Annotated in this window: 19 protein-coding genes; 8 read left to right on the top strand and 11 right to left on the bottom strand. The window is 73.7% G+C overall.

All coding sequences use genetic code 11. The features are described 5' to 3' along the window. Positions 1-122: 122 nt before the first annotated feature. The 3 genes from AB0K00_RS27805 to AB0K00_RS27815 are packed head-to-tail and all read left to right on the top strand — an operon-like array spanning position 123 to position 2,960. Positions 123-1,493 (top strand): AMP-binding protein, encoded by a 1,371-nt coding sequence (locus tag AB0K00_RS27805; RefSeq protein WP_363525588.1) that lies wholly within the window; start codon positions 123-125, stop codon positions 1,491-1,493. 50 nt (positions 1,494-1,543) lie between these two features. Continuing rightward, entirely contained in the window at positions 1,544-1,978 is a 435-nt protein-coding gene (locus tag AB0K00_RS27810) for a cold shock domain-containing protein (RefSeq protein ID WP_363525591.1), read from the top strand. A 1-nt stretch (position 1,979) separates the two neighbouring features. Continuing rightward, entirely contained in the window at positions 1,980-2,960 is a 981-nt protein-coding gene (locus tag AB0K00_RS27815) for an SDR family oxidoreductase (protein ID WP_363525595.1), read from the top strand. A 19-nt stretch (positions 2,961-2,979) separates the two neighbouring features. On the opposite strand, the gene AB0K00_RS27820 is transcribed toward AB0K00_RS27815, so the two are convergent. Continuing rightward, entirely contained in the window at positions 2,980-3,417 is a 438-nt protein-coding gene (locus AB0K00_RS27820) for a DUF5990 family protein (protein WP_363525598.1), read from the bottom strand. A 31-nt stretch (positions 3,418-3,448) separates the two neighbouring features. Continuing rightward, entirely contained in the window at positions 3,449-4,090 is a 642-nt protein-coding gene (locus AB0K00_RS27825) for a helix-turn-helix domain-containing protein (protein WP_363525601.1), read from the bottom strand. A gap of 49 nt (positions 4,091-4,139) precedes the next feature. On the opposite strand from AB0K00_RS27825, the gene AB0K00_RS27830 reads away from it, so the two are divergent. Beyond that, on the top strand, positions 4,140-4,520 hold the full coding sequence (locus AB0K00_RS27830) for a VOC family protein (protein ID WP_363525604.1): 381 nt from the start codon (positions 4,140-4,142) through the stop codon (positions 4,518-4,520). Between the two features lie 16 nt (positions 4,521-4,536). Here AB0K00_RS27830 and AB0K00_RS27835 read toward each other — a convergent pair whose 3' ends face one another. From AB0K00_RS27835 to AB0K00_RS27845, 3 genes are all read right to left on the bottom strand, one after another. Further along, positions 4,537-6,561: a cell wall-binding repeat-containing protein gene (locus tag AB0K00_RS27835; protein WP_363525607.1), complete on the bottom strand. Its 2,025-nt coding sequence runs from the start codon at positions 6,559-6,561 to the stop codon at positions 4,537-4,539. A gap of 76 nt (positions 6,562-6,637) precedes the next feature. Continuing rightward, entirely contained in the window at positions 6,638-7,957 is a 1,320-nt protein-coding gene (locus AB0K00_RS27840) for a HAMP domain-containing sensor histidine kinase (protein WP_363525610.1), read from the bottom strand. Beyond that, positions 7,954-8,667, bottom strand: a complete 714-nt coding sequence (locus tag AB0K00_RS27845) for a response regulator transcription factor (protein ID WP_363525613.1) — start codon at positions 8,665-8,667, stop codon at positions 7,954-7,956. Before AB0K00_RS27845 ends, AB0K00_RS27840 begins: the two co-directional genes overlap by 4 nt. Before the next feature lie 58 nt (positions 8,668-8,725). Here AB0K00_RS27845 and AB0K00_RS27850 point away from each other — a divergent pair, with 58 nt between their 5' ends. Continuing rightward, on the top strand, positions 8,726-9,307 hold the full coding sequence (locus AB0K00_RS27850; protein ID WP_363525616.1) for a DNA mismatch repair protein MutL: 582 nt from the start codon (positions 8,726-8,728) through the stop codon (positions 9,305-9,307). Positions 9,308-9,313: 6 nt separating this feature from the next. On the opposite strand, the gene AB0K00_RS27855 is transcribed toward AB0K00_RS27850, so the two are convergent. After that, on the bottom strand, positions 9,314-9,871 hold the full coding sequence (locus AB0K00_RS27855) for a hypothetical protein (protein ID WP_363525619.1): 558 nt from the start codon (positions 9,869-9,871) through the stop codon (positions 9,314-9,316). 332 nt (positions 9,872-10,203) lie between these two features. Here AB0K00_RS27855 and AB0K00_RS27860 point away from each other — a divergent pair, with 332 nt between their 5' ends. Both AB0K00_RS27860 and AB0K00_RS27865 read left to right on the top strand, forming a co-directional pair. Next, the gene (locus AB0K00_RS27860) at positions 10,204-11,268 is read left to right on the top strand and encodes a hypothetical protein (RefSeq protein ID WP_363525621.1); all 1,065 of its coding nucleotides are present in this window, start codon (positions 10,204-10,206) and stop codon (positions 11,266-11,268) included. Between the two features lie 188 nt (positions 11,269-11,456). Beyond that, positions 11,457-13,049, top strand: a complete 1,593-nt coding sequence (locus AB0K00_RS27865; protein ID WP_363525826.1) for a cellulase family glycosylhydrolase — start codon at positions 11,457-11,459, stop codon at positions 13,047-13,049. A gap of 55 nt (positions 13,050-13,104) precedes the next feature. Here AB0K00_RS27865 and AB0K00_RS27870 read toward each other — a convergent pair whose 3' ends face one another. The 4 genes from AB0K00_RS27870 to AB0K00_RS27885 all read right to left on the bottom strand — a co-directional run bounded on the left by AB0K00_RS27870 (position 13,105) and on the right by AB0K00_RS27885 (position 17,449). After that, entirely contained in the window at positions 13,105-13,638 is a 534-nt protein-coding gene (locus tag AB0K00_RS27870) for a TetR/AcrR family transcriptional regulator (RefSeq protein WP_363525829.1), read from the bottom strand. A 74-nt stretch (positions 13,639-13,712) separates the two neighbouring features. Continuing rightward, entirely contained in the window at positions 13,713-15,860 is a 2,148-nt protein-coding gene (locus AB0K00_RS27875; protein WP_363525624.1) for a YhgE/Pip domain-containing protein, read from the bottom strand. Then, a complete protein-coding gene (locus AB0K00_RS27880) occupies positions 15,857-16,423 on the bottom strand; it encodes an ABC transporter ATP-binding protein (RefSeq protein ID WP_363525627.1) in 567 nt (188 codons plus the stop codon). The genes AB0K00_RS27875 and AB0K00_RS27880 overlap by 4 nt, the downstream gene beginning before the upstream one ends. Before the next feature lie 129 nt (positions 16,424-16,552). Next, the gene (locus AB0K00_RS27885; protein WP_363525630.1) at positions 16,553-17,449 is read right to left on the bottom strand and encodes a LysR family transcriptional regulator; all 897 of its coding nucleotides are present in this window, start codon (positions 17,447-17,449) and stop codon (positions 16,553-16,555) included. 80 nt (positions 17,450-17,529) lie between these two features. Between AB0K00_RS27885 and AB0K00_RS27890 the strand changes: the two genes are divergently transcribed. Beyond that, on the top strand, positions 17,530-18,747 hold the full coding sequence (locus tag AB0K00_RS27890; protein WP_363525633.1) for an MFS transporter: 1,218 nt from the start codon (positions 17,530-17,532) through the stop codon (positions 18,745-18,747). Positions 18,748-18,786: 39 nt separating this feature from the next. On the opposite strand, the gene AB0K00_RS27895 is transcribed toward AB0K00_RS27890, so the two are convergent. Further along, positions 18,787-19,446, bottom strand: a complete 660-nt coding sequence (locus AB0K00_RS27895; RefSeq protein WP_363525636.1) for a DUF305 domain-containing protein — start codon at positions 19,444-19,446, stop codon at positions 18,787-18,789. Positions 19,447-19,456: the final 10 nt, after the last annotated feature.

A 19,456-nucleotide genomic window follows, 5' to 3' on the forward strand; every position in this document is an offset into this window, starting at 1 on the left:
GTCGACTTGAACGCAGGGAAACGTTTCAAGCCGGTGGCGGGGGTGTTGCTCGGGACAGTGTTAACGCTCACAAATGGAGGTGTCAAGACGATGTCGCATCACGAAATGGCACGATGGTGGCCATGCGCCTGATCGCCGGCACCACCGGCCCGGGATCCATCGACCGGCCCGACGCGGTGTCCGTCGCGGGACGGGCACTGTCCTCCGAGGCCCTGCTCGGCGCCGCGCTCGCCGTCGCCGGCGACGTCCGCGGCGCGACCGCCGTTGCCGTGGACGCGACCCCGTCCTTGGAGACGGTCGTGGCGGTGCTCGGCGGGCTGCTCGCCGGCGCCGCCGTGGTCCCTGTGCCCGCCGACGCCGGCCCCGCCGAGCGCGAGCACATCCTGCGCGACTCGGGCGCCCAGATCGTGCTGGGCCCGGGCGGGACCCCGGTCGACGTCACCCGCCGCTCGTCCGCGGGCCATCCCGCACCGGCACCGGGCGACGCGGCGCTCATCATGTACACCTCCGGCACCACCGGCGCGCCCAAGGGTGTCGTGCACACGCACGCGTCCGTCGAGGCCGGGGTCGACGCGGTCGCCGAGGCCTGGGACTGGACCCCGGACGACCGCCTGGTGCACGGGCTGCCGCTGTTCCACGTCCACGGCCTGGTCCTCGGCGTGCTCGGTGCACTCCGGGCCGGCTCGCCGCTGGTACACACGGGAAAACCGCAACCGGAGCGTTATGCGGCCGCCGGTGGGACCCTCTACTTCGGGGTGCCGACCGTGTGGTCGCGGATCTGCGCCCAGCCCGCCGCCGCCCGCGCGCTCGCCCGCGCCCGGCTGCTCGTCTCCGGCAGCGCCGCCCTGCCCGTGCCCGTGTTCGAGCGGCTCCACGCACTGACCGGGCACCGGCCGGTCGAGCGCTACGGGATGACCGAAACGCTGATCACGATCAGTAGCCGCGCCGACGGCCCGCGCCGCGCCGGCCATGTCGGCGTCCCCGTCCAGGGCGTGCGGACCCGGCTCACCGCCGACGACGGCTCGGAGGTCCCCGCCGACGGCACCACGATCGGTGAGCTGTGGGTGCAGGGCCCGATGCTGCTGCGGGGATACGTGCACCAGCCCGCCGACCTCGCCGACGGCTGGTTCCGCACCGGCGACATCGCCCGCAAGGACCCCGACGGCTGGCACCGCATCGTCGGGCGGGCGTCCACCGACCTCATCAAGTCCGGCGGCTACCGCATCGGCGCCGGTGAGGTCGAGGACGCGCTCCTGGCCCACCCGGCGGTCCGGGAGGCGGCGGTGATCGGCACCCCGCACGCGGACCTCGGCGAGGCCGTCACCGCATATGTCGTCGTGTCCGCCGGCGTCGCCGAGCGCGAGCTCGAGGACTTCGTCGCCCGCCACCTGTCGATCCACAAACGACCTCGCGTCGTTCACCTGGTCGACGCCCTGCCACGCAACGCCATGGGCAAGGTGCAGAAGAAGCGCCTTGGGAGTCCTATGCTCTGAGTGCCGACCCCAGCGGACGCGGGCCGGTTCGATGGCTGGTGGTGGTAGTGGTGGAGACAGGTAGGATCCTGCGGTTCGACGAGGTGCGTGGTTACGGGTTCATCGCGCCCAACGCGGGAGGCGAGGACGTGTTCGTCCACGCCAACGACTTCGGTGAGCAGCGGCATCTCGTGCATCCCGGCATGCGCGTGGAGTATGAGGTCGAGGAGGGCGAGCGGGGGCTGAAGGTCGCCACCGTGCGCATCCTGGACGCGCCGGCCCGGCGCGAGCACACCCGACCCGCCCGGCCGGTGCACACCGACGCCGACGAGGCCGAGCCGGGTGACGACGACGGCCTCTGCGACGTGCTGAGCAGCCGCGAGTTCTCCGCAGAGGTGACCGAGCTGCTGATCCAGCACGTCCCGTCGCTGACCGGCAGCCAGATCGCGCAGGCCCGGCAGCACCTGGTGAGCTTCGCGCGCACGCACGGATGGGTGGAGAGCTGAGTTGAAGGTCCTGTTCATCGGCGGCAGCGGCATCATCAGCTCCGCCTGCACCAGCCTGGCCGTGCAGCGCGGCATCGACCTGCACGTGCTCAACCGGGGGTCCAGCACCACCCGGCCGCTGCCCGACGGCGTCACCGTCCTGCGCGGCGACATCCGCGATCCCGAGTCGGCCCGTTCCGCGCTGGCCGGGCACACGTTCGACGCGGTGGTCGACTGGGTCGCCTTCACGCCCGAGCACGTGCACACGGACTTCGAGCTGTTCCGCGGGCGCACGGGTCAGTATGTGTTCATCAGCTCCGCATCGGCCTACCAGACCCCGCCGGCCCGGCTGCCCGTGGTGGAGTCCTCACCGCTGCGCAACCCGTTCTGGCAATACAGCCGCGACAAGATCGCCTGTGAGGATCTGCTCGTCCAGGTGTACCGGGACAAGGGTTTCCCCGCCACGATCGTGCGCCCCTCCCACACCTACGACCGCACGCTGGTGCCGTTCGACGGCGGCTGGACGGCCATGGCCCGCATGCGCCAGGGCCGCGAGGTGGTCATCCACGGCGACGGCACGTCCCTGTGGACCCTGACCCACCACGAGGACTTCGCCAAGGGCTTCGTGCCGCTGCTCGGTCATCCGCGCGCGGTCGGTGACGTCTTCCAGATCACCAGCGACGACGTCCTGACCTGGAACCAGATCGCCGAACACATGGCGGCGGCGTTGGGGGTACAGGCGAAGCTCGTGCACGTCCCCTCCGACGCGATCGCCGCCGCCGACCCCGAATGGGGCGCGGGGCTCCTCGGCGACAAGGCCCACTCGATGGTCTTCGACAACAGCAAGCTGCGTGCCCTCGTCCCCGACTACGTCGCGACGATCCCCTTCCACGTCGGGGCGCGGGAGATCGTCGCCTGGTTCGACGAGGACCCGTCCCGCCAGATCGTCGACGAGCGCCTCGACAAGGTGATGGACGACCTGGTCGCCCGCTACCGCGTCTGACGGCTCGCCGGGGCCGGCCTCACGCCTCCACCGTCCAGACAGGACGGACCCGGGCGCAGGCCGGCTCGCCGGCGGCGTCGGTCAGCCCGAGCCGGCCGACCAGGGTGCCGGCGCCGTCGTGCGCGGCCCGCAGCACGTCGGTCGGGATGTCACCGAACATCAGCTTCGCCCGGCGGAACATGGCAAACGCGTCGCCGTCCACTGCGCCCCAGCTGAGATAGAGAAACCTCGCCCCGGGCCGGCCGTGCACCCACGGCCCACCGACGTCGAGCAGGCCGTCCACCTCGCGGCTGGTCACCTCGAAGGTCCACCGCGCCTCGGCCGTGTCGGCCGGGATCCGGTCGACCACCTCGGCCTTGCGCTGCACCCCGACGTGCACGTTGTGCAGCCGCAGGCGGTCGGCGGCCGCACCGGGCCGCCGCCCCGGCAGGTCACTGCCCTCCAGCCGAATCCGCACTCCCCGACTGTAGTTGACCCGCGGTCGTCGGCTACGCCGCCTGAACGGAGCGCACCAGCCGCCGCAGCGCCGCACGGTCACCGGTCACGTCGTGGTCGTCCAATGTGGACGGCTCGGCGAGCAGGTCGTTGAGGCCGTGCGGATCGGTGCTGATGCCGGCGTCGGCCCGGGGCGGCTCGCCCGGCTCGACCTGGACCCGCCCGTCACCGGTCCGCACGGTCCAGACCTCGGCAACGTCACCCCCGGTGCGCAGCTCGACGCGGAAGGTGGCCGGCGGCTCGGCAGGGTCGGGCCGGGCGGCGCCGCGCAGGTACAGCAGCACCGATGCCGCACTCAGGGCGAACGGCTCCGGCGGCCGGGGCAGCTCGCCGCCCCACTCCCCCAACGCGTCCAGGACCGGCTCCAGGCGGCGCCCCCGCGGCGTCAGCTCGTAGACCCAGGACGCCGCGGGCGGTGGCAGCCTGCGGCGGTGGATGACCTCGCGGGCCTCCAGCTCGCGCAGCCGGTCGGCAACCAGGTTGGAGCTGGCGCCGGGCAGGCCGCGGCGGATGTCGGAGAAGCGCCGCGGGCCGAACAGCAGCTCCCGCACGACCAGCAGCGCCCAGCGCTCCCCCACCACGTCCAGGGCCCTGGCGATCGTGCACGCGTCGCCGTAGCTGCGAGTGGTCGGCATGGTGGTATCGTACAACTCAGTAGTTGTTTTTTACAACGAAGGAGCGAGCATGGCACAGCCAGTGGTGCACTTCGAGATCATCGGGACCGCCCCCGCCGGGCTGCGGGACTACTACGGACAGCTGTTCGGCTGGCAGTTCGACACCAGCGGCCCCGTCGCGCCGTCGGTCTCCGCCGCCGGTGATTACGGGTTCGCGACCACCGACGGCATCCCGGGCGGCGTGGGCGGCGGCCCGGGCTTCGCCCCGCACGTCGTGTTCTACGTCGGGGTGCCCGACGTCGAGGCCGCGCTCCAGGACGCGGAGCGGCTCGGCGGGACCCGCCGGATGGGTCCCGAGCGGGCACCGGGCCGGGACCTCGTCGTCGCGCAGTTCACCGACCCGGAGGGCAACCTGATCGGCCTCGCCGGCCCGGCCGCCGCTCAGGGCTGAGCGGCGGCGGGGCCGGTCAGGCCTGAGCGGGCTTGCGGTAGCGCAGGCCAGGGGTCGGCGTCGCCTCGCCCTGCGCCCGGGCGGGAGCGGCGGCCAGCGACTTGGCCTTGCTCGCCAGCGTGGAGTTCTCGGTGTACTGGATGTACTGGAACTGGCCGGGCACCGAGATCGCGTCGCCCAGCGGCTCGATGAGCGCGTCCTTCAGGGCGAGCACCCCGCCGAGCAGGGTCGCGTACTTCAGCGACGCGGCGTTGCGGGTGAAGTAGTCGCGGGTCTGCGGGCTGAGCTCGCCCGGCGCGGACAGCAGCAGCGGGCCGAAGTTGGCGCCGACCATCGCGCCGCCAGTGAGCGCGTCGAACCAGGTCGTCGCGGTGGCCACGGCCGCGACCCGGGGGCCGTCGAAGAAGAAGTCGGCGACGGCGATCGCGGTCTCGAACTCGGTCGCGCCGTAGACGGGCCAGTAGGAGAAGTTCTTCGGCCACGACGGCAGCTTGCCGCTCTGGGCGGCGTTGAGCAGAGCCCGCACGCCGGGGCCGCCGACGCCGACCATCCGCGTGCCGGAGTCGTATCCGGGCTGGAGCGTGTTGAGGTAGGCGGCGGTCGCGGCCGGCATGGTGTCGCCGGCGGTGAGCACGATGACGGTGCCCGGGTTCGCGCCGGCCGCGGCGCCCGCGGCGAGGGCGTCGTAGTACTTCAGCGACGTGGCGATGATGACCGCCGACGGGTTCGGCTCGATCTCCTTCGCGATCGCGATCGCGGTGTCGTACTCGGTGGCCCCCCACAGCCGCACGACCGTGTAGCCGAGGCCCTTCACCTGGCTCTCGACCTTCGCCGACAGCGCGGTGGTACCGCCGAGGAGGTACACCTTCCCGCCGGGCGCGAGGATGCGCTGCATCTCCGCCTTGGTGGAGGCGTGCAGGCCGCTGGGCGGGGTGATGAGCAGCGGCGCCTGCCGGCGCACGGCGAGGGCCGAGCCGCCCAGCGCGTCGAGGTACACGTCGTCGCGGGACAGCACGACGGCCTGCGCCTGGCCGCGGATGCCGTCGTCGACGCTGTGGTCGGCCCAGTTGTACCGGGACGTGGCCACCGCGGTGTCCAGCGCGGTCTGGCCCCAGACCCGCTCGACGACGTTGGTGGTGACCGGCTGCCACTTGGGCCGGCTGCCGCTCGGGGCGATCGTGACGTACTGCTGGGTGGTCAGGTCGATACGCCTGATCTTCGAGTTGCCGTCCGCGCTGGTGAAGAGGATGGCGTCGCCCTTCGGGGACCAGGCGGGCTCGCGGTTGATGGAGCTGCCCTCGGTCGCCTTGAAGGTCAGCTGGACCTGGTTGCCGCCGTCGGCGTCGGCGAGCCAGATCTGGCTGCCGCCGCCCGGCTCGGCCCGCGCGAACGCGATCCGGCTGCTGTCCGGGGAGAAGTCGGCGCCCCAGCCGTTGTCGATGATCTTGGTGACGACGCCGTAGCTCTCGAACCGGTAGATCTCCGAGCCCTCGTAGACGTTCCACGGGCGCCGTTCGAAGACGATCGTGCCGTCGGCGGCGACCGCGGTGCCCAGGGCGTACCTGCCGTCGTTCGGGATGCCGAGGAACGGCACGCTGAACTCCCAGTTGCCGCCGGCGCTGGTGATGAACAGCGTGTTGTCGCCGTTGTCGAACATCCGGTAGATCACGTACCGGCCGCCGTAGGCGTACACCGGATCCTCGCCGCCGGCGTCGGCGGTGTTCGGGATCAGCTTGAAGTAGTCGCTGCCGTCCGCCCGGACCGACAGCGGGGTGTGGTTGCCGCTGTAGACGAAGCGGCTGCCGTCCGGCGACCAGCTGCCGTTGGCGCTGCTGTTGGGGATGTCGAACGGGTGGGCGTCGGTGCCGTCGGCGTTGGCGATCCAGATCCCGCCGACCGACGGGTGCAGGAACGTGATTTTCCCGAGCTCGCCGGGCGGCGTCGCGCGGGCGGGGCGCTGCGACCCCGACACGGCGGCGGTGGCCGTTGCGGCGGCGATGGCGCCGAGCATGGCTGAGCGACGCGTGAGCCTGAACGACAAGGTTCCTCCCCCGAAGATGATCAGCGGGGAGTGTAAGCACCATCGATGCCCCGGTGGCAGGGCCGAACGGCCAGCCTTACCGCACCACGCGGCGCTGCGGGCGGGCCGGCGGGGCAACGAGCGCGACCGGCTCGAGGACGATCGCGACGCGGGCACCACGCAGCGGGCTGCGCTCCACGACGAGCTGGCCACCGGCCGCCTCCGCGACCCGGCGGACGATGTCCAGCCCGAGACCGGTGGAGCCGGCGCCGCTGGAGCCGCGACGCAGCGCCTTCGCCGGGTCGGCGATGCCGGGTCCCGCGTCGTCGACGGTGAGCCCGCGCGGGGAGACGTGCACCTCGAAGCCGGTGCCCTCCGGCGTGTGCTGGAAGACGTTGCCGAGCATGCAGTCCACCGCGGACACCAGGTCGGACTCGGCGACCGGCAGCCACACCGGCTCCTGCCCGCCGACGACCCGCCACGGGCGCTGCTGGTCCTCGGCGAGCACCGACCAGAACGCGAGCCGGTCGGCGACCACCTCCACCAGGTCGGTGCTCTCCGGCACCCGGTCCGCCGCGGACCGCCGCGCGGTCGTGATGATCTGCTCGATCTCGTCGTCGAGGGCGTCGAACGCCTGCCGCATCCGCTCCCCGATCGGGCCCGGCGGCATCGCGTCGGCGTCGAGGCGCAGCGCGGTCAGCGGGGTGCGCAGCCGGTGCGACAGGTCCGCGGCGAGCTCGCGTTCGGCGTCGGCGAAGGCGACCATCTGGTCCGCCATCCGGTTGAAGCTGCGCGCCGCGTCCCGCAGCTCCGGCGGCCCGTCCGGCTCGACCCGCGCGTGCAGGTCGCCGTCGCCGAACGCCCGCGCGCCCTCGGCGAGGCGCTGCGTGGACTGCACGATCTGCGCGCCGAGCCGGTCCGCGACCAGCGTCGAGCCGCCGATGAGCACGACGGCCAGCCCGACCAGGGCCAGCCACGCCGCGCCGACGCCCCGGCTGAGGTCGGCGTCGGAGACGTACACCTCCACGACCGCGGTCCGGTCGCCGTCCAGGACCACCGTCTGCAGGTATGCGACGCCGCCGGGCGCGTCGACGGTCAGGGAGCGGCCCTGCGCCGCGGCCCGGTCGACCTCCACGACCGGCGCGTGGCTGGTGCCGACGGTCGACTCGCCGAGCAGGTGCACGGCCAGCCGCCCGCTCTGCCCGGCGGGCACCGTGGCCACCGCCCGGTCCAGGGCGCCGGATCCGTTGCCGGAGGCGGACGCGAGGGCGGCCACGATCGCGTCGGCCTGGTATCGCGCCTCGGCCAGGGCCCGGTCGTGGGCGATCTCCTTGGTGACGTAGGCGAGCGGCACCAGGAACGCCAGCGCGATCATCGACGTGATCGCGAACGACAGGCGCATCAGCGCGTTCCTCATGGCTGCGCGGGGGGCTGTTCCGGGTCGACGAGCATGACCCCGACACCGCGGAACGTGCGCAGATACCGTGGGGCCGTCGCGCTCTCCCCGAGCTTGCGGCGCAGCCACGACACGTGCACGTCGATGGTCTGGTCCTCGCCGGAGCTGTCCGGCCGCTGCCACACCTCGGTCAGCAGCTCCCGCCGGCTCACCACCCGCCCGGCCCGTTGCGCCAGATACGCCAGCAGGTCGAACTCCTTCTTCGTCAGCTGCAGCGGCTGCCCGCCGATGGACGCGAAGCGTTGCTGCGGGTTGACGTGCAGCGCACCGATCGTCACGCCGGCCGGCACCGTGGCCGGCCCCGGCGTGCCCTGCCCGCGGCGCAGGACCGCATTGATCCGCGCCGACATCTGCGCGCTGGAGAACGGCTTCGTCACGTAGTCGTCGGCGCCGGCGTCCAGCAGCCGGATGATGTCGCGCTCCGAGCGCCGCGCGGTGGCGACGATGACGGGCGCGTTGGAGATGCCGCGCAGCATCCGCAGCACGTCCAGGCCGTCCATGTCCGGCAGCCCGAGGTCGAGGATGACCAGGTCCGGCGGGTCGGTGGCGATGACGCGCAGCGCGGATCCGGCGTTGCCGACGGGACGCACGACGTGCCCGGCGTCGGTCAACGCCCGGGAAAGGGCGCCGGAGACGGCGACGTCGTCCTCGACGAGCAGGATCAGCGGCATGGCAACACCGTAACGCCGGGTTTGCCACGTAAGGCAATGCGGGTGAGAAGATCTGCCGGTGCGGGTCAGACGTACGGCGGTGCCGGTGCTGCTGTGGTGCCTGGCGACCGCGGCGAGCATCGCCGTGGCGTCGCTGGCGCTGCGCCCCGTGCTGCACACCGCCGTGCCGTCGGACTGGCTGCCGGTGCCGGCCGCCGAGGCCCGCGGCCCGGGCGACCTCATCCCGCAGCCCGGCCTGCCCCCACCATCCTCGCCGGTCGGGTCCTCGCCCGCCGCGAGCCCGACCCCGGCCGCGCCACGCACCTCGGCGGCCGCGACGAGCCCGACCGCGAAGGTCACCACCGGCGCGCCGGCCCGCGTCGTGGACGGCTGGACCGTGACGACCGGCAGCGACGGCGTCGACACGTATCTGCGCTCGTTCCGCTCCGAGGGCGGCGACGCGGTCATCCGCATCCGCGACGGCGTCGTCTCCGTCGTCACCGCCACGCCCAACGACGGCTACTCCGTGTCGCGGGCGCAGACGGAGCCGACCCGGCTCGTCGTGCAGTTCATCTCCGCCGGCGGCAGCGCGGCCTACCTCGTCGACGCGATGTGGTGGCAGAACGCCCCGCACGGCACGGTGACCCGCATCGGCACCTGACCCGCCTCAGGTGCTCATGTGCCGTTCGAAGCGGCGCCGGTACGCCAGACTCGACGCGGCCCCGGCGACTCCCAGCAGCACCACGTATCCCGCGAACGCCGGCACGAGCACGGTCGCAGCCGCTTCGATCCGGTGCCGGGGTCCGAGGACGGCGGCCGGCCAGAGCGCGGCGCTGCCCGGGTCGCGGACGTAGACGTCGGCGGGGCCGCGTGCCTGCCCCGGCTCGTCCAGGCGGTAGGGCAGCGGCCGCCCGGACGGGTCCTGCAGCGTGCCCGCGGTGGTCACCACCACCCGCAGCCTGGGCCGGTCCTCGACGTGGTGGGCGCCGGCCAGGTACACCGACGTCGTCATCGCGCCGATGGCCAGCGGGATACCGAGCAGGATCGGCAGGCCGCGGCTGGTGAGCGTGCCCAGCCCGGCCGCGGCGAGGATCCCGCCGATGAACGCCGCACCGACCGCGACGTCCCACCGGTCGGCGAGGACCGCGAAGCCCAGTGCGTAGGACCCGGCCGTCCACGCGACGGCGAACGCGAGGACGAGCGGGATGCGGACGAGCCGGGCCACAAAGACCAGTCTGCGGAAAAATTGTTATCGGCGGGGCCGGAAAACGTCGGGGCCACCTGCGCGAATCTTAAAGTTCGTCTAATGCTCTCCGCAGGTCCGGGCGCTTACCGTCGATGCGTGACCACCGCCCCGACGGTTGCGGGACCGCCACCCGTCACCATGCTGCCGCTCGCCCACGGGTGCCGCGGCGGGGGCGCCGTGTTCACGGGTTCCCCTGGGGGTCAACCGCCCCATGGGAGCCGCCCCGCGGCTGTGTCCAGCGCCGCGGCGCCGTCGGCCGGGGCCGCCACCCCGACCGCGGCGGCATCGACGGCCCGAGGGAGTGGGTCACGATGACCGACGACAAGCCGGCCACCGCGCCCGCGGAGCCCGCGACGGACGCGACCGCAGCGACGGCTGAGGCCACCGAGGTGGCCGGCGTCGCCGCGGAGACCGGAGAGCCCGGGGAGACTGGGGAGACTGGGGACACGCGGCCGGCTGACTCGGCCGAGCCCGAAGTCCCGGACGCCACGGAGGCGGCGCGCGCCGGGCAACCGGCCGGCAAGCAGCACCGCAACGTCAAGCAGCGGACCGCCACCAGCCCGGCACCCACCGGTGCCACCGCGGAAACGCCGCAGCCCACCGCGAAGACACCCGAGCCCACCGCGAAGACGCCTGAGGCCACTACGAAGACGCCTGAGGCCACCGCGAAGACGGCGCGGATCACCGCGAAGACCACCGCGAAGGCGTCCGGTGGCGCCACGAAGACGTCCCGGGCGGCGGCCGCGAAGACGCCGAAGCCCGCCGCGCCGGTCGCCGATGCCGGCGAGGCCGGTGGCAGCGACGTGTGGCGGCGGGTCGGGGCGGTCGTGATCGTGATCGTCGCCGCGTTCGCCGTCGTCGTGCTCTGGGCCCGGCCCGCGCACGAGCCGGCGCCGCCCGTCGCGCAGCGCAGCTCGGCGCCGCCGGCCGTCACGGTGCTCAACCCGACCGACATCGCCTACCTGCAGCTGATGATCTCCCTTGACACCAGCGCGGGGCAGCTGTTCGACCTCATCGTCGCCGGCGGCGACCCGGCCCTCGTGCCGATCGCCCGGTCCGCCGCCGACGGGCACCGGGCCGAGCTGGCGGCGCTGCGCAAGGCGCTGACCGACGGCGGGGCGATCGAGGACTCCAGCATCCACGCCGGGCACGACCTGCCGGGGATGGTCGTCGAGGCGGACATGGCCGCGATCCGGGCCCTGCCCGCCGCGCAGCAGCCCGCGAAGGCCCTCGAAGTGCTCCGCGAGCACCTGACCGGCACGACGGCGCTGTGCGGCTCGGAGGCGAAGAACGGCGCGGACCCCGCCACGAAGGCCGCCGCCGAACAGGTCCTCGCCGCGCACAGCAAGCTCCTCGGGCAGCTCCCGGCGATGTAACTTTCGCGTCCGAAACACGGTTCACCTGCGCAAACGCGCCACACCACCCACGGCGATGGCCCGCCGAGCGGGCGGCTCCTAGCGTCGGCACGCACCCGCCGCCGGTACCAGGGAAATCACCGGCGGTGGCAGTGTCCACTGAGGAGGGTGTGGTGAGAAGACTCTGGGCCGCCGTCGCGGCCAGCAGTATGGCCGTCGTCGGCGCGGTCGCCGTGATCGGGCTCAACAGCACGGCGGAGGCGGCCGTCGGCGGCACCGGCACCGGCTACCTGAGCACCCGCGGCAACCAGATCATCGACGCGGGCGGCAACCCGGTGCGGCTGACCGGGCTCAACTGGTTCGGCATGGAGACCGACAACAAGACGTTCCACGGCCTGTGGGCCCGGGCGTGGCGCGACCACATCGACCAGATGGCCAGCCTCGGCTACAACACGCTGCGGGTGCCGTTCTCCGAGGACGCCCTGAAGCCCGGCGCGACCGCCAACAGCGTCGACAGCTACACCAACCCCGACCTGCAGGGCCTGACGCCGCTGCAGATCCTCGACAAGGTCGTCGCCTACGCCGGCACCAAGGGCATGCGCATCCTGCTGGACCGGCACCGCCCGACCAGTGCCGGGCAGAGCGCCCTCTGGTACGTCTCCGCGACGCCCGAGTCCACCTGGATCAGCAACTGGCGGTCGCTGGCCCAGCACTACGCGAACAACCCGACCGTCATCGGCGCGGACCTGCACAACGAGCCGCACGCCGACGGTACCGATCCCAACGGCACCGGCTCCTGTTGGGGCTGCGGCGACGTGAACCGGGACTGGCGCCTGGCCGCCGAGCGGGCCGGCAACGCCATCCTCGAGGTGAACCCCAACTGGCTCATCGTCGTGGAGGGCGTCAGCTGCACCAGCGGCGGCAACGCCAACGCCTGGGACAACATCCCGGACGAGCCGTGCGGCTGGTGGGGTGGGAACCTGTCGAAGGCCGGCCAGTTCCCGGTCCGGCTCAACAAGCCCAACAAGCTCGTCTACTCCGCGCACGAATACGGCAACTCCGTGTTCCACCAGGCGTGGTTCGACGACCCGGCGTTCCCGAACAACCTCCCGGCGATCTGGGACCAGTTCTGGGGATACCTGGAGAAGCAGAACATCGCGCCGGTGCTCGTCGGCGAGTTCGGCTCGACGTTGCAGAGCCCGCAGGACGTGCTGTGGCTGAAGAAGCTCATGGAGTACATGGGCACCGGCGTCACCGGCATGGACTTCACCTACTGGTCGTGGAACCCGAACTCCGGTGACACGGGCGGCATCGTCGGCGACGACTGGAAGACGGTCAACCAGCAGAAGCAGTCGATCCTTCAGCCGTACCTGATCCCGCCCGTCAGTGGGACCGGCCCGACCGGTTCGGCGTCGCCGTCGCCGTCGAGGTCCACGTCCACGTCGGCGTCGCCGTCGGCATCGGCATCGCCGTCGGGGAACCCCGGCACGGGCTCCTGCACCGCGACCGTCCGCATCGACAACGCGTGGCAGGGTGGCTACCAGGCCGCGGTCACGGTGAAGAACACCGGCTCGTCGGCCGTGAACCCGTTCTCCATCACGTGGACCGTGCCGTCCGGGGTGACCCTGAGCAGCGGCTGGAACGCCACCGTCACCCAGTCGGGCACCACGTTCACCGCGGCCGGGCCGACCTGGGCACCGTCGCTCGCCGCGGGAGCGTCGGTGACGGTCGGCTTCACCGCCAACGGCCCGTCAACCCCGCCGCCGAGCGCCGTCAAGCTCAACGGCACGACCTGCTCCTAGGGGTCGGGTGGGGAAGGGGCCCGGGAAGCGAAGGCTTCCCGGGCCCCTTGCGGACTCAGACGCCGACGCGGGCGCGGATGACGGTGATGAGGGCCTCCTGGACGTCCGCGAGGGAGCGGTCCGGCTCGAAGACGAGCCAGTCGACGGCGACGACCAGGCACACCCCGAACAGGGCCGCCGCGGCCATGCGCACGTCCAGGGCGGCGTCGAACTGGCCCTCCTCGACGCCCTGGCGCAGCACCGCGGCGATGACGTCGACGGCCTCGCTGCGCAGCAGCTGCAGGGTCTGGTGCCACTCGCGGTTGGTGCGCCACATCTCCGACAGCAGCAGCTGTGCGAATGAGCGATGCCGCTCGATGTACGCCAGCTCCGCCCGGATCAGTGCCAGGACCGCCTCCGGCGGCGCGACGCCGTCGACCGCGGCCCGGAAGTCGGCGGTGAGCAGCCCGACGCCGTGCCGCAGCAGCTCCTCGAACAGCGCGTTCTTCGACGGGAAGTTGTAGTAGACGGTGCCCTTGGCGACGCCTGCGCGCAGGGCGATGTCCTCGACGGTCGTGGCGGAGAACCCGTGCTCGGCGATGAGCTCCATCGCCGCCTCATACAGCCGCTGCCGGGTGTCGGTGCGCCGCCGGGTCCGGCCGTCCTCCGCCACGTGCCAACCCCCTACATCACCAGGTCCGGGTGCAGCTTCGACGGCGTCAGCCGGCGCCCCCGCCACGCGGCCACGGTCGTCAGCGCGAACGCGAGCGCGGCGAACCCGGCCAGGACCAGTGCCCCGGTGACGACGGTACCGCCCGGCCCGCCGTTGACGAGGTGCCGGACCCCGGACACGACGTAGGTCATCGGCAGGAACGGGTGGACCGCCTGCAGGAAGCCGGGCGTGGTCTCGATCGGATACGTGCCGCCGGAGGACGTGAGCTGCAGCATCAGCACCGCGAGGGCGACGAGCCGGCCGGCCGCGCCGAGGCGGGCGCCGAACCACTGCACGATCGCGGTGAACGCGACGGCGGTCAGGCACAGGAACCCGTACATGGCGAGCGGATGCGCCGGGTGCAGGCCGAGCGCGAACCGCACCACGAGGAACAGCGCCGTCGCCTGGACCACGCCGACCATAAGGCCCGGCAGCCACCCGGCGAGCGCCGCGCGGTGGGCGGGCGCGCCGGACACCAGGTGCCGGCGGGTCAGCGGGCGCAGCACCATGTAGCTGATCATCGCGCCGACCCAGAGGGCGAGGCCGAGGAAGTACGGCGCGAACCCGGCCCCGTAGGTGGCGGCGGGGTGTTCGGTGTCGCGGTCGAGGGCGACCGGGTCGCCGAGGACGCCGGCTCGCTCGGCGCGGGTGTCGGGGTCGTAGCCGGGGATCTTCGCCGCGCCGTCGGACAGGCCGCGGGCCAGCCGGCTGGCGCCGTCGGACAGCTCGCCGAGGCCGCCGGCGAGGCGGTGCCCGCCGTCGGCGAGGGCGCCGAGGCCGTCGTCGAGCTGCCGGGCACCGGTGGACAGCCGGAACAGCCCGCCGGACAGGTCGCGGGCGCCGTCACGGGCGTCGCCGGTGCCGGCGTGCAGCTGGGCGGCGCCGTCGGCGAGCCGGTTGAGCCCGTCGGCGAGCTGGTCGACCTGCGCGCGGGCGGCGACGACGTCGTCGGCGAGGTGCGGTGCGGCGGCCGCGACCTGCCGGGCGATCTTCGACGCGCGGTCCAGGTCGGCGCGGACGGCGGCGAGGTCGCCGGTCTCCAGGCGGGTCTGGACCGCCCGCGCCGCGGTGACGGCGGCATCCGCGGCGGCGACGGCCGCGCGGTACTCGGCGCTGTCGGTGATCTGCGGGTACCGCTTGCCGAGCTGCTCCAGCGACGCCCTGGTGGCGGTCGCCCGCTGGGTGGCGGTCGTGGCCAGGGCGGGCAGCGCGTCGAGGTGTTCGCGCAGCAGGTCGGCGCCGTCGGCGATGCTGGTCGCGGCGGCCTCGATGAGCGCGGCGTTGTCGCGCAGCACCGGCTCGATGGTGTCGGCGGCGGCGTCGACCTTGCCGGCGAGCAGCCGCCCGCCGGCGGCGGCCTGCGCGGTGCCGTCGGCGAGCTGCCCGGCGCCCTGGTCGAGGGCGACGAGCCCGTCGTATAGCTGCCGGGAGCCCTTCGTGGCCTCGTCGAGCCCGGCGGCGAGGTCCCCGGCGCCGCCGCCGGCCCGGTCGAGGCCGTTGACGAGGTCGCCGGCACCGGCGCCGGCCTGGGACGCGCCGTCGGAGAGCCGGCCGGCGGCGTCGGCGGCCTGCGCGGTCTGCGACTTGAGGTCGGTGAAGCCGATCAGCATCCGGTCGAAGTAGCCGCCGGCGACGGACGCCGCCGCGCTGGCCCGGACCTCGGTGAAGACGCTGCGCGACAGCTGGCCGGTGAGGTAGTTGGTGGCGTCGTCGTTGACGACGAGCAGCCGCCCGCCGGTCGGGTCGCGGTCCGGGTCCGGCGGGGTGACCAGGGCGGCCGAGAAGTCCGCCGGAATCTCGAAGATCAGCTGGTACCGCCCGTCGGCGAGTCCCTTGCGGGCGGCCGCGTCGGTGGTCTGCTGCCAGCCGAACACGTCGCGGCGCAGGAGCTTCGCGGTGAGGTCGGCGCCGGCGTGCACGGTGCTGCCGTCGGTGGCGGTCGCGGGCCGGTCCGCGTTGACCACGGCGACCGGGATGTGGCGCATGTTGCCGTACGGATCCCAGAACGCCCACAGGTACAGCGCCCCGTACAGCAGCGGGATCAGCGCCAGCACGGCGAGCGCGGCCACGGTGATCGGCGCCCGGGTGAAGCGCCGCAGCTCGAACAGCGCGAGTCTCATCGGTGTCCCTCCAGGACGAAGGCGCGGCCCGTCCCGCTCTCCCGGGCGGCGGCGATGACGGCGATCCCGTCGTCGGTGAGCGCGTCGAGGGCCTCGTCGAGGCGGGCGCGCTCCACCGTGGACAGTCCACTGTCGACGTCGTCGACGACGACCGCGGCCGGGCCGGCGATGCGGGCGAGGGTGAGGCCGAGCAGGTGCCGGTCCAGGGCGTCGAGGTCGCGGCCGAGCGTGCCGGGCTCCAGTGGCAGGTCGTCGACGCGGCCCTTGCGGCGCCGGCCGAGCAGGATGCGCCGCTCCTCGATGTGCTCGGCGACGGTCAGCGCGGGCTCCGGCTCGTGGACGCCGGGGACGTGCCCGAGCGCGATGACGCCCCGCCGGTGGACGCTGCCGGCGCTGGTCGCGAAGTAGCCGGCGAGGGCGAGCAGCAGCGAGGTGCGTCCGCTGCCGGCCGGGCCGGTGACGGTGAGCCGCTCCCCCGCCTCGACGTCGAGGTCGACGTCCCGGAACACCCAGCCGCGCCGGGTGCGGGCACCGAGCCCGCGCGCTTCCACAACGGTGGTCACAACAGCCCCCTGACTTGTACTGACCAGTCAGTCTAAAAACATTGGACCGTGGTGACGCAAATGGATGTGCCGGACCTCACCTGCGCGCGGAAGCCGGCCACGGGGTCTGGACCGCGTGCGGCCTGCGGGCTAACCGGTGACCTGCACCCGGTGGGTGTCGACCAGGTCGAGCAGCGCCCGGACCGCCGCGCTCGGCCGGCGCGCCGAGCCGGTGGCCACCCCGAACGTCCAACGCAGCCTCGTCCCGGTCACCGGCAGCGTCCGCAGGCCGTCCCCCGCCCCGATGGAGAAGCGCGGCAGCAGCGCGACGCCGAGCCCGTTGCGCACGTACTGGGCGACGGTGGCGATGTCGGCGACCTCCAGGGCCACCCGGCGGCGCAGCCCGGCCGCGGCGAACCCCCGGTCGACCTCGGTGCGGTTGCCGTAGCCGGGTGGCGAGTCGACGAACGGCTCGTCGGCCAGGTCGGCGAGCGTCACCGCGGCCCGGTCCGCGAGCCGGTGCGCGGGCGGCAGGACCGCGACGATCGGCTCCGCCACCAGAACCCGGACCGACAACCCCGCCGGTGTCCGGCCCGCCAGGGACAGGAACGCCACATCGAGCTCACCGTCCAGCAGCGACCGGGCCAGGCCGGCCGATCCGGTCGGGGCCGCGCGCAGCCGCAGGTCGACGGCGGGGTGCTCGGCACGGAACTGGCCGAGCAGGCCCGGCAGGTCGACGAACCCGACCGAGATCAGGGTGCCGATGCGCAGCGTGCCGCGCAGGCCGCCGCGGACCTCGTCGACGGCGTCCCGGGCGGCCTGGGCGGCGTCGATCGTGGCCCGGGCCGCGGGCAGCAGCGCCGCGCCGGCGTCGGTCAGCGCGACGCGCTGCGAGCTGCGGTCGAACAGCTGCGCGCCCAGCTCCCGCTCCAGCGACCGGATCGCGGCGGAGACGCCGGACTGCACGACCCGCAGGCGCTCGGCGGCACGGGAGAAGTTGCGCTCCTCGGCGACGGTCACGAAGTACACGAGATGCCGCAGCTCCATCGCTGCACTATCGCATTTCGTGATGGTGTCCAGCACGAACCTTCGTCGCAGGTGCTGATGTCCCGCGGCACAGTGGCTGCATGACCAGCGTGCTGACCCGGCCTTCGATGTCCCCTGCCCGCTCCAGGCGGCACGAGCGGGGGTTCTGGGCGATCGCGGTCGCGTTCGCGGTGTCGCTGGCGTTCACCGTCGTGCCGACCCCGCTGTGGGCGATCTACCAGAGCCACGACGGCTACTCGACGATCGCGGTGACGGTCGCGTTCGCCGCGTACGCGGTGGGCGTCATCGTCAGCCTCTTCCTCGCCGGGCATCTGTCGGACCGCTGGGGGCGGCGGCGGGTGCTGCTGCCGGCGATCCTGCTGGAGGCGGCCGCCGCGGCGCTGTTCCTGTCCTCGACGTCGCTCGGCGTGGTGGTCGTCGCCCGGGTCCTGTCCGGCCTCGGCATCGGCATGATCACCGCGACCGCGACGGCGCACCTGTCGGAGCTGCACGCCACCGCCCGCCCCACCGCCGGCCGGGCCCGCGCCGACCTGGTGGCGACGGTGGCGAACCTCGGCGGGTTCGCGTTCGGCCCGCTCGTCGCCGGGGTTCTCGCGCAGTACGTGACGGCGCCGCTGCGCACGCCGTACGCCGTGTTCCTGGTGCTCCTGCTGCTCGCCGCCGGTGCCGTCGCCCTGGCGCCCGAGACCGTCGCGCGCCCCTCGGTGCGGCAGCGGTACCGGCCGCAGCGGGTCGCCGTCCCGGTCGCCGCCCGGCCCCGCTACTTCGCCGCCGGCGGTGGCGCGTTCGCGGCGCTGTCGGTGCTGGGGCTGTTCACGTCGCTGGCGCCGGCCTTCGTCGCCGGCACGCTGCACCACCCGTCCCGCGTCCTCGCCGGGCTGGTCGCGTCGATGGTGTTCGCCAGCGGCGCCGCCGCGCAGGTCCTGCTGCGCCGCGAGCCGGTCCGCCGCCAGGTGGCCGGCGGCCTGGTCCTCATGACCGCGGGGCTGTTCACCGTGACCGCGGGCGTGTGGGCGGCGAGCCTGCCGGTGTTCCTGCTCGGCGGCGTGGTGGCCGGCGGCGGCGCGGGCGCGCTGCTCAAGGGTGCGGTGTCCACGGTCGTCGACCTGGCCCCGCCGGCGACGCGCGGTGAGGCCCTGGCCGGGGTGTTCCTCGGCGGCTACCTCGGGCTCGCGGTCCCCGTCCTCGGTCTCGGGGTGGCGACACAGTTCCTGCCGGCGAGGGTGGCGCTGCTCGGCTTCGCCACCGCCATCGTGCTCGTGATCGGCGCCGTCAGCCGCCGCCTGCTACGCCGCTAGCCACCGCGGCGCCGTCAGCCGCTGGCGGCCGTGGCGCTGTCAGCCGCCGGCTGCTGCGGTGCCGGCGGCCGCGGCGGTGCTGGCAGCAGCGGCGGTGCTGGCAGCAGCGGCGGTGCTGGGCAGGGTGGCCAGGCCCGCGGACCTGGACTCGGCGACCTGCCGGGCGAGGTCCTTCACGGACGAGCTGGTGCCGTTGGCGAGCTCCGACCGGGCCAGGCTCGCCAGCTGGTCCAGGTGCCCCCGCAGGCACTCCGCGACCTTCCGGTCGAACTCGGCGCCGCCCGTCCCGCCGATCGCGGCGAGGGTGTCGGCGTCCACCAGCCCTGGCATCCGGTGCCCCGCGTGCGGGTTGCTGTCGTCCAGCCCTGCCTTCACGCGTAGCGCTCTGAGCTGCTGGAGCTCCGTGGTGTACCGGACGCGCAGGTCGGCGGCGAGCCGGGTCATCGCGGGGTCGGCGGAGCGCTGCGACACCAGGTCGAGCACGGGCAGCAGCTGCTCGTCCATCGGGATCATCAGCTGGACCCAGGCGATGTCGGTGCCGCCGAACTCGGTCGCCGCGACGGCACCCGCGGCGGGCCCACCGGCGGCCTGCGGATCGGCGGCCGGCGGCTCCCCGGCGCAGGCACCGAGGGCCAGGGCGGCGGCGAGGGCCGCGGTCGCGAGGTGGCACCGCCTGGCGGGGCGGGATCTGGGTAGCACGGCTGCTCCT

The organism is Dactylosporangium sp. NPDC049525 (genome assembly GCF_040676755.1).
Classification (GTDB): Bacteria; Actinomycetota; Actinomycetes; order Mycobacteriales; family Micromonosporaceae; genus Dactylosporangium.

Bases quoted from the DNA above. Each gene is read 5' to 3' on its own strand.
- AB0K00_RS27860 (WP_363525621.1), top strand. From the start codon at position 10,204: ATGACCGACGACAAGCCGGCCACCGCGCCCGCGGAGCCCGCGACGGAC.
- AB0K00_RS27840 (WP_363525610.1), bottom strand. From the start codon at position 7,957: ATGAGGAACGCGCTGATGCGCCTGTCGTTCGCGATCACGTCGATGATC.
- AB0K00_RS27865 (WP_363525826.1), top strand. From the start codon at position 11,457: ATGGCCGTCGTCGGCGCGGTCGCCGTGATCGGGCTCAACAGCACGGCG.
- AB0K00_RS27890 (WP_363525633.1), top strand. From the start codon at position 17,530: ATGACCAGCGTGCTGACCCGGCCTTCGATGTCCCCTGCCCGCTCCAGG.
- AB0K00_RS27825 (WP_363525601.1), bottom strand. From the start codon at position 4,090: ATGCCGACCACTCGCAGCTACGGCGACGCGTGCACGATCGCCAGGGCC.
- AB0K00_RS27875 (WP_363525624.1), bottom strand. From the start codon at position 15,860: ATGAGACTCGCGCTGTTCGAGCTGCGGCGCTTCACCCGGGCGCCGATC.
- AB0K00_RS27830 (WP_363525604.1), top strand. From the start codon at position 4,140: ATGGCACAGCCAGTGGTGCACTTCGAGATCATCGGGACCGCCCCCGCC.
- AB0K00_RS27885 (WP_363525630.1), bottom strand. From the start codon at position 17,449: ATGGAGCTGCGGCATCTCGTGTACTTCGTGACCGTCGCCGAGGAGCGC.
- AB0K00_RS27870 (WP_363525829.1), bottom strand. From the start codon at position 13,638: ATGGAGCTCATCGCCGAGCACGGGTTCTCCGCCACGACCGTCGAGGAC.
- AB0K00_RS27805 (WP_363525588.1), top strand. From the start codon at position 123: ATGCGCCTGATCGCCGGCACCACCGGCCCGGGATCCATCGACCGGCCC.
- AB0K00_RS27845 (WP_363525613.1), bottom strand. From the start codon at position 8,667: ATGCCGCTGATCCTGCTCGTCGAGGACGACGTCGCCGTCTCCGGCGCC.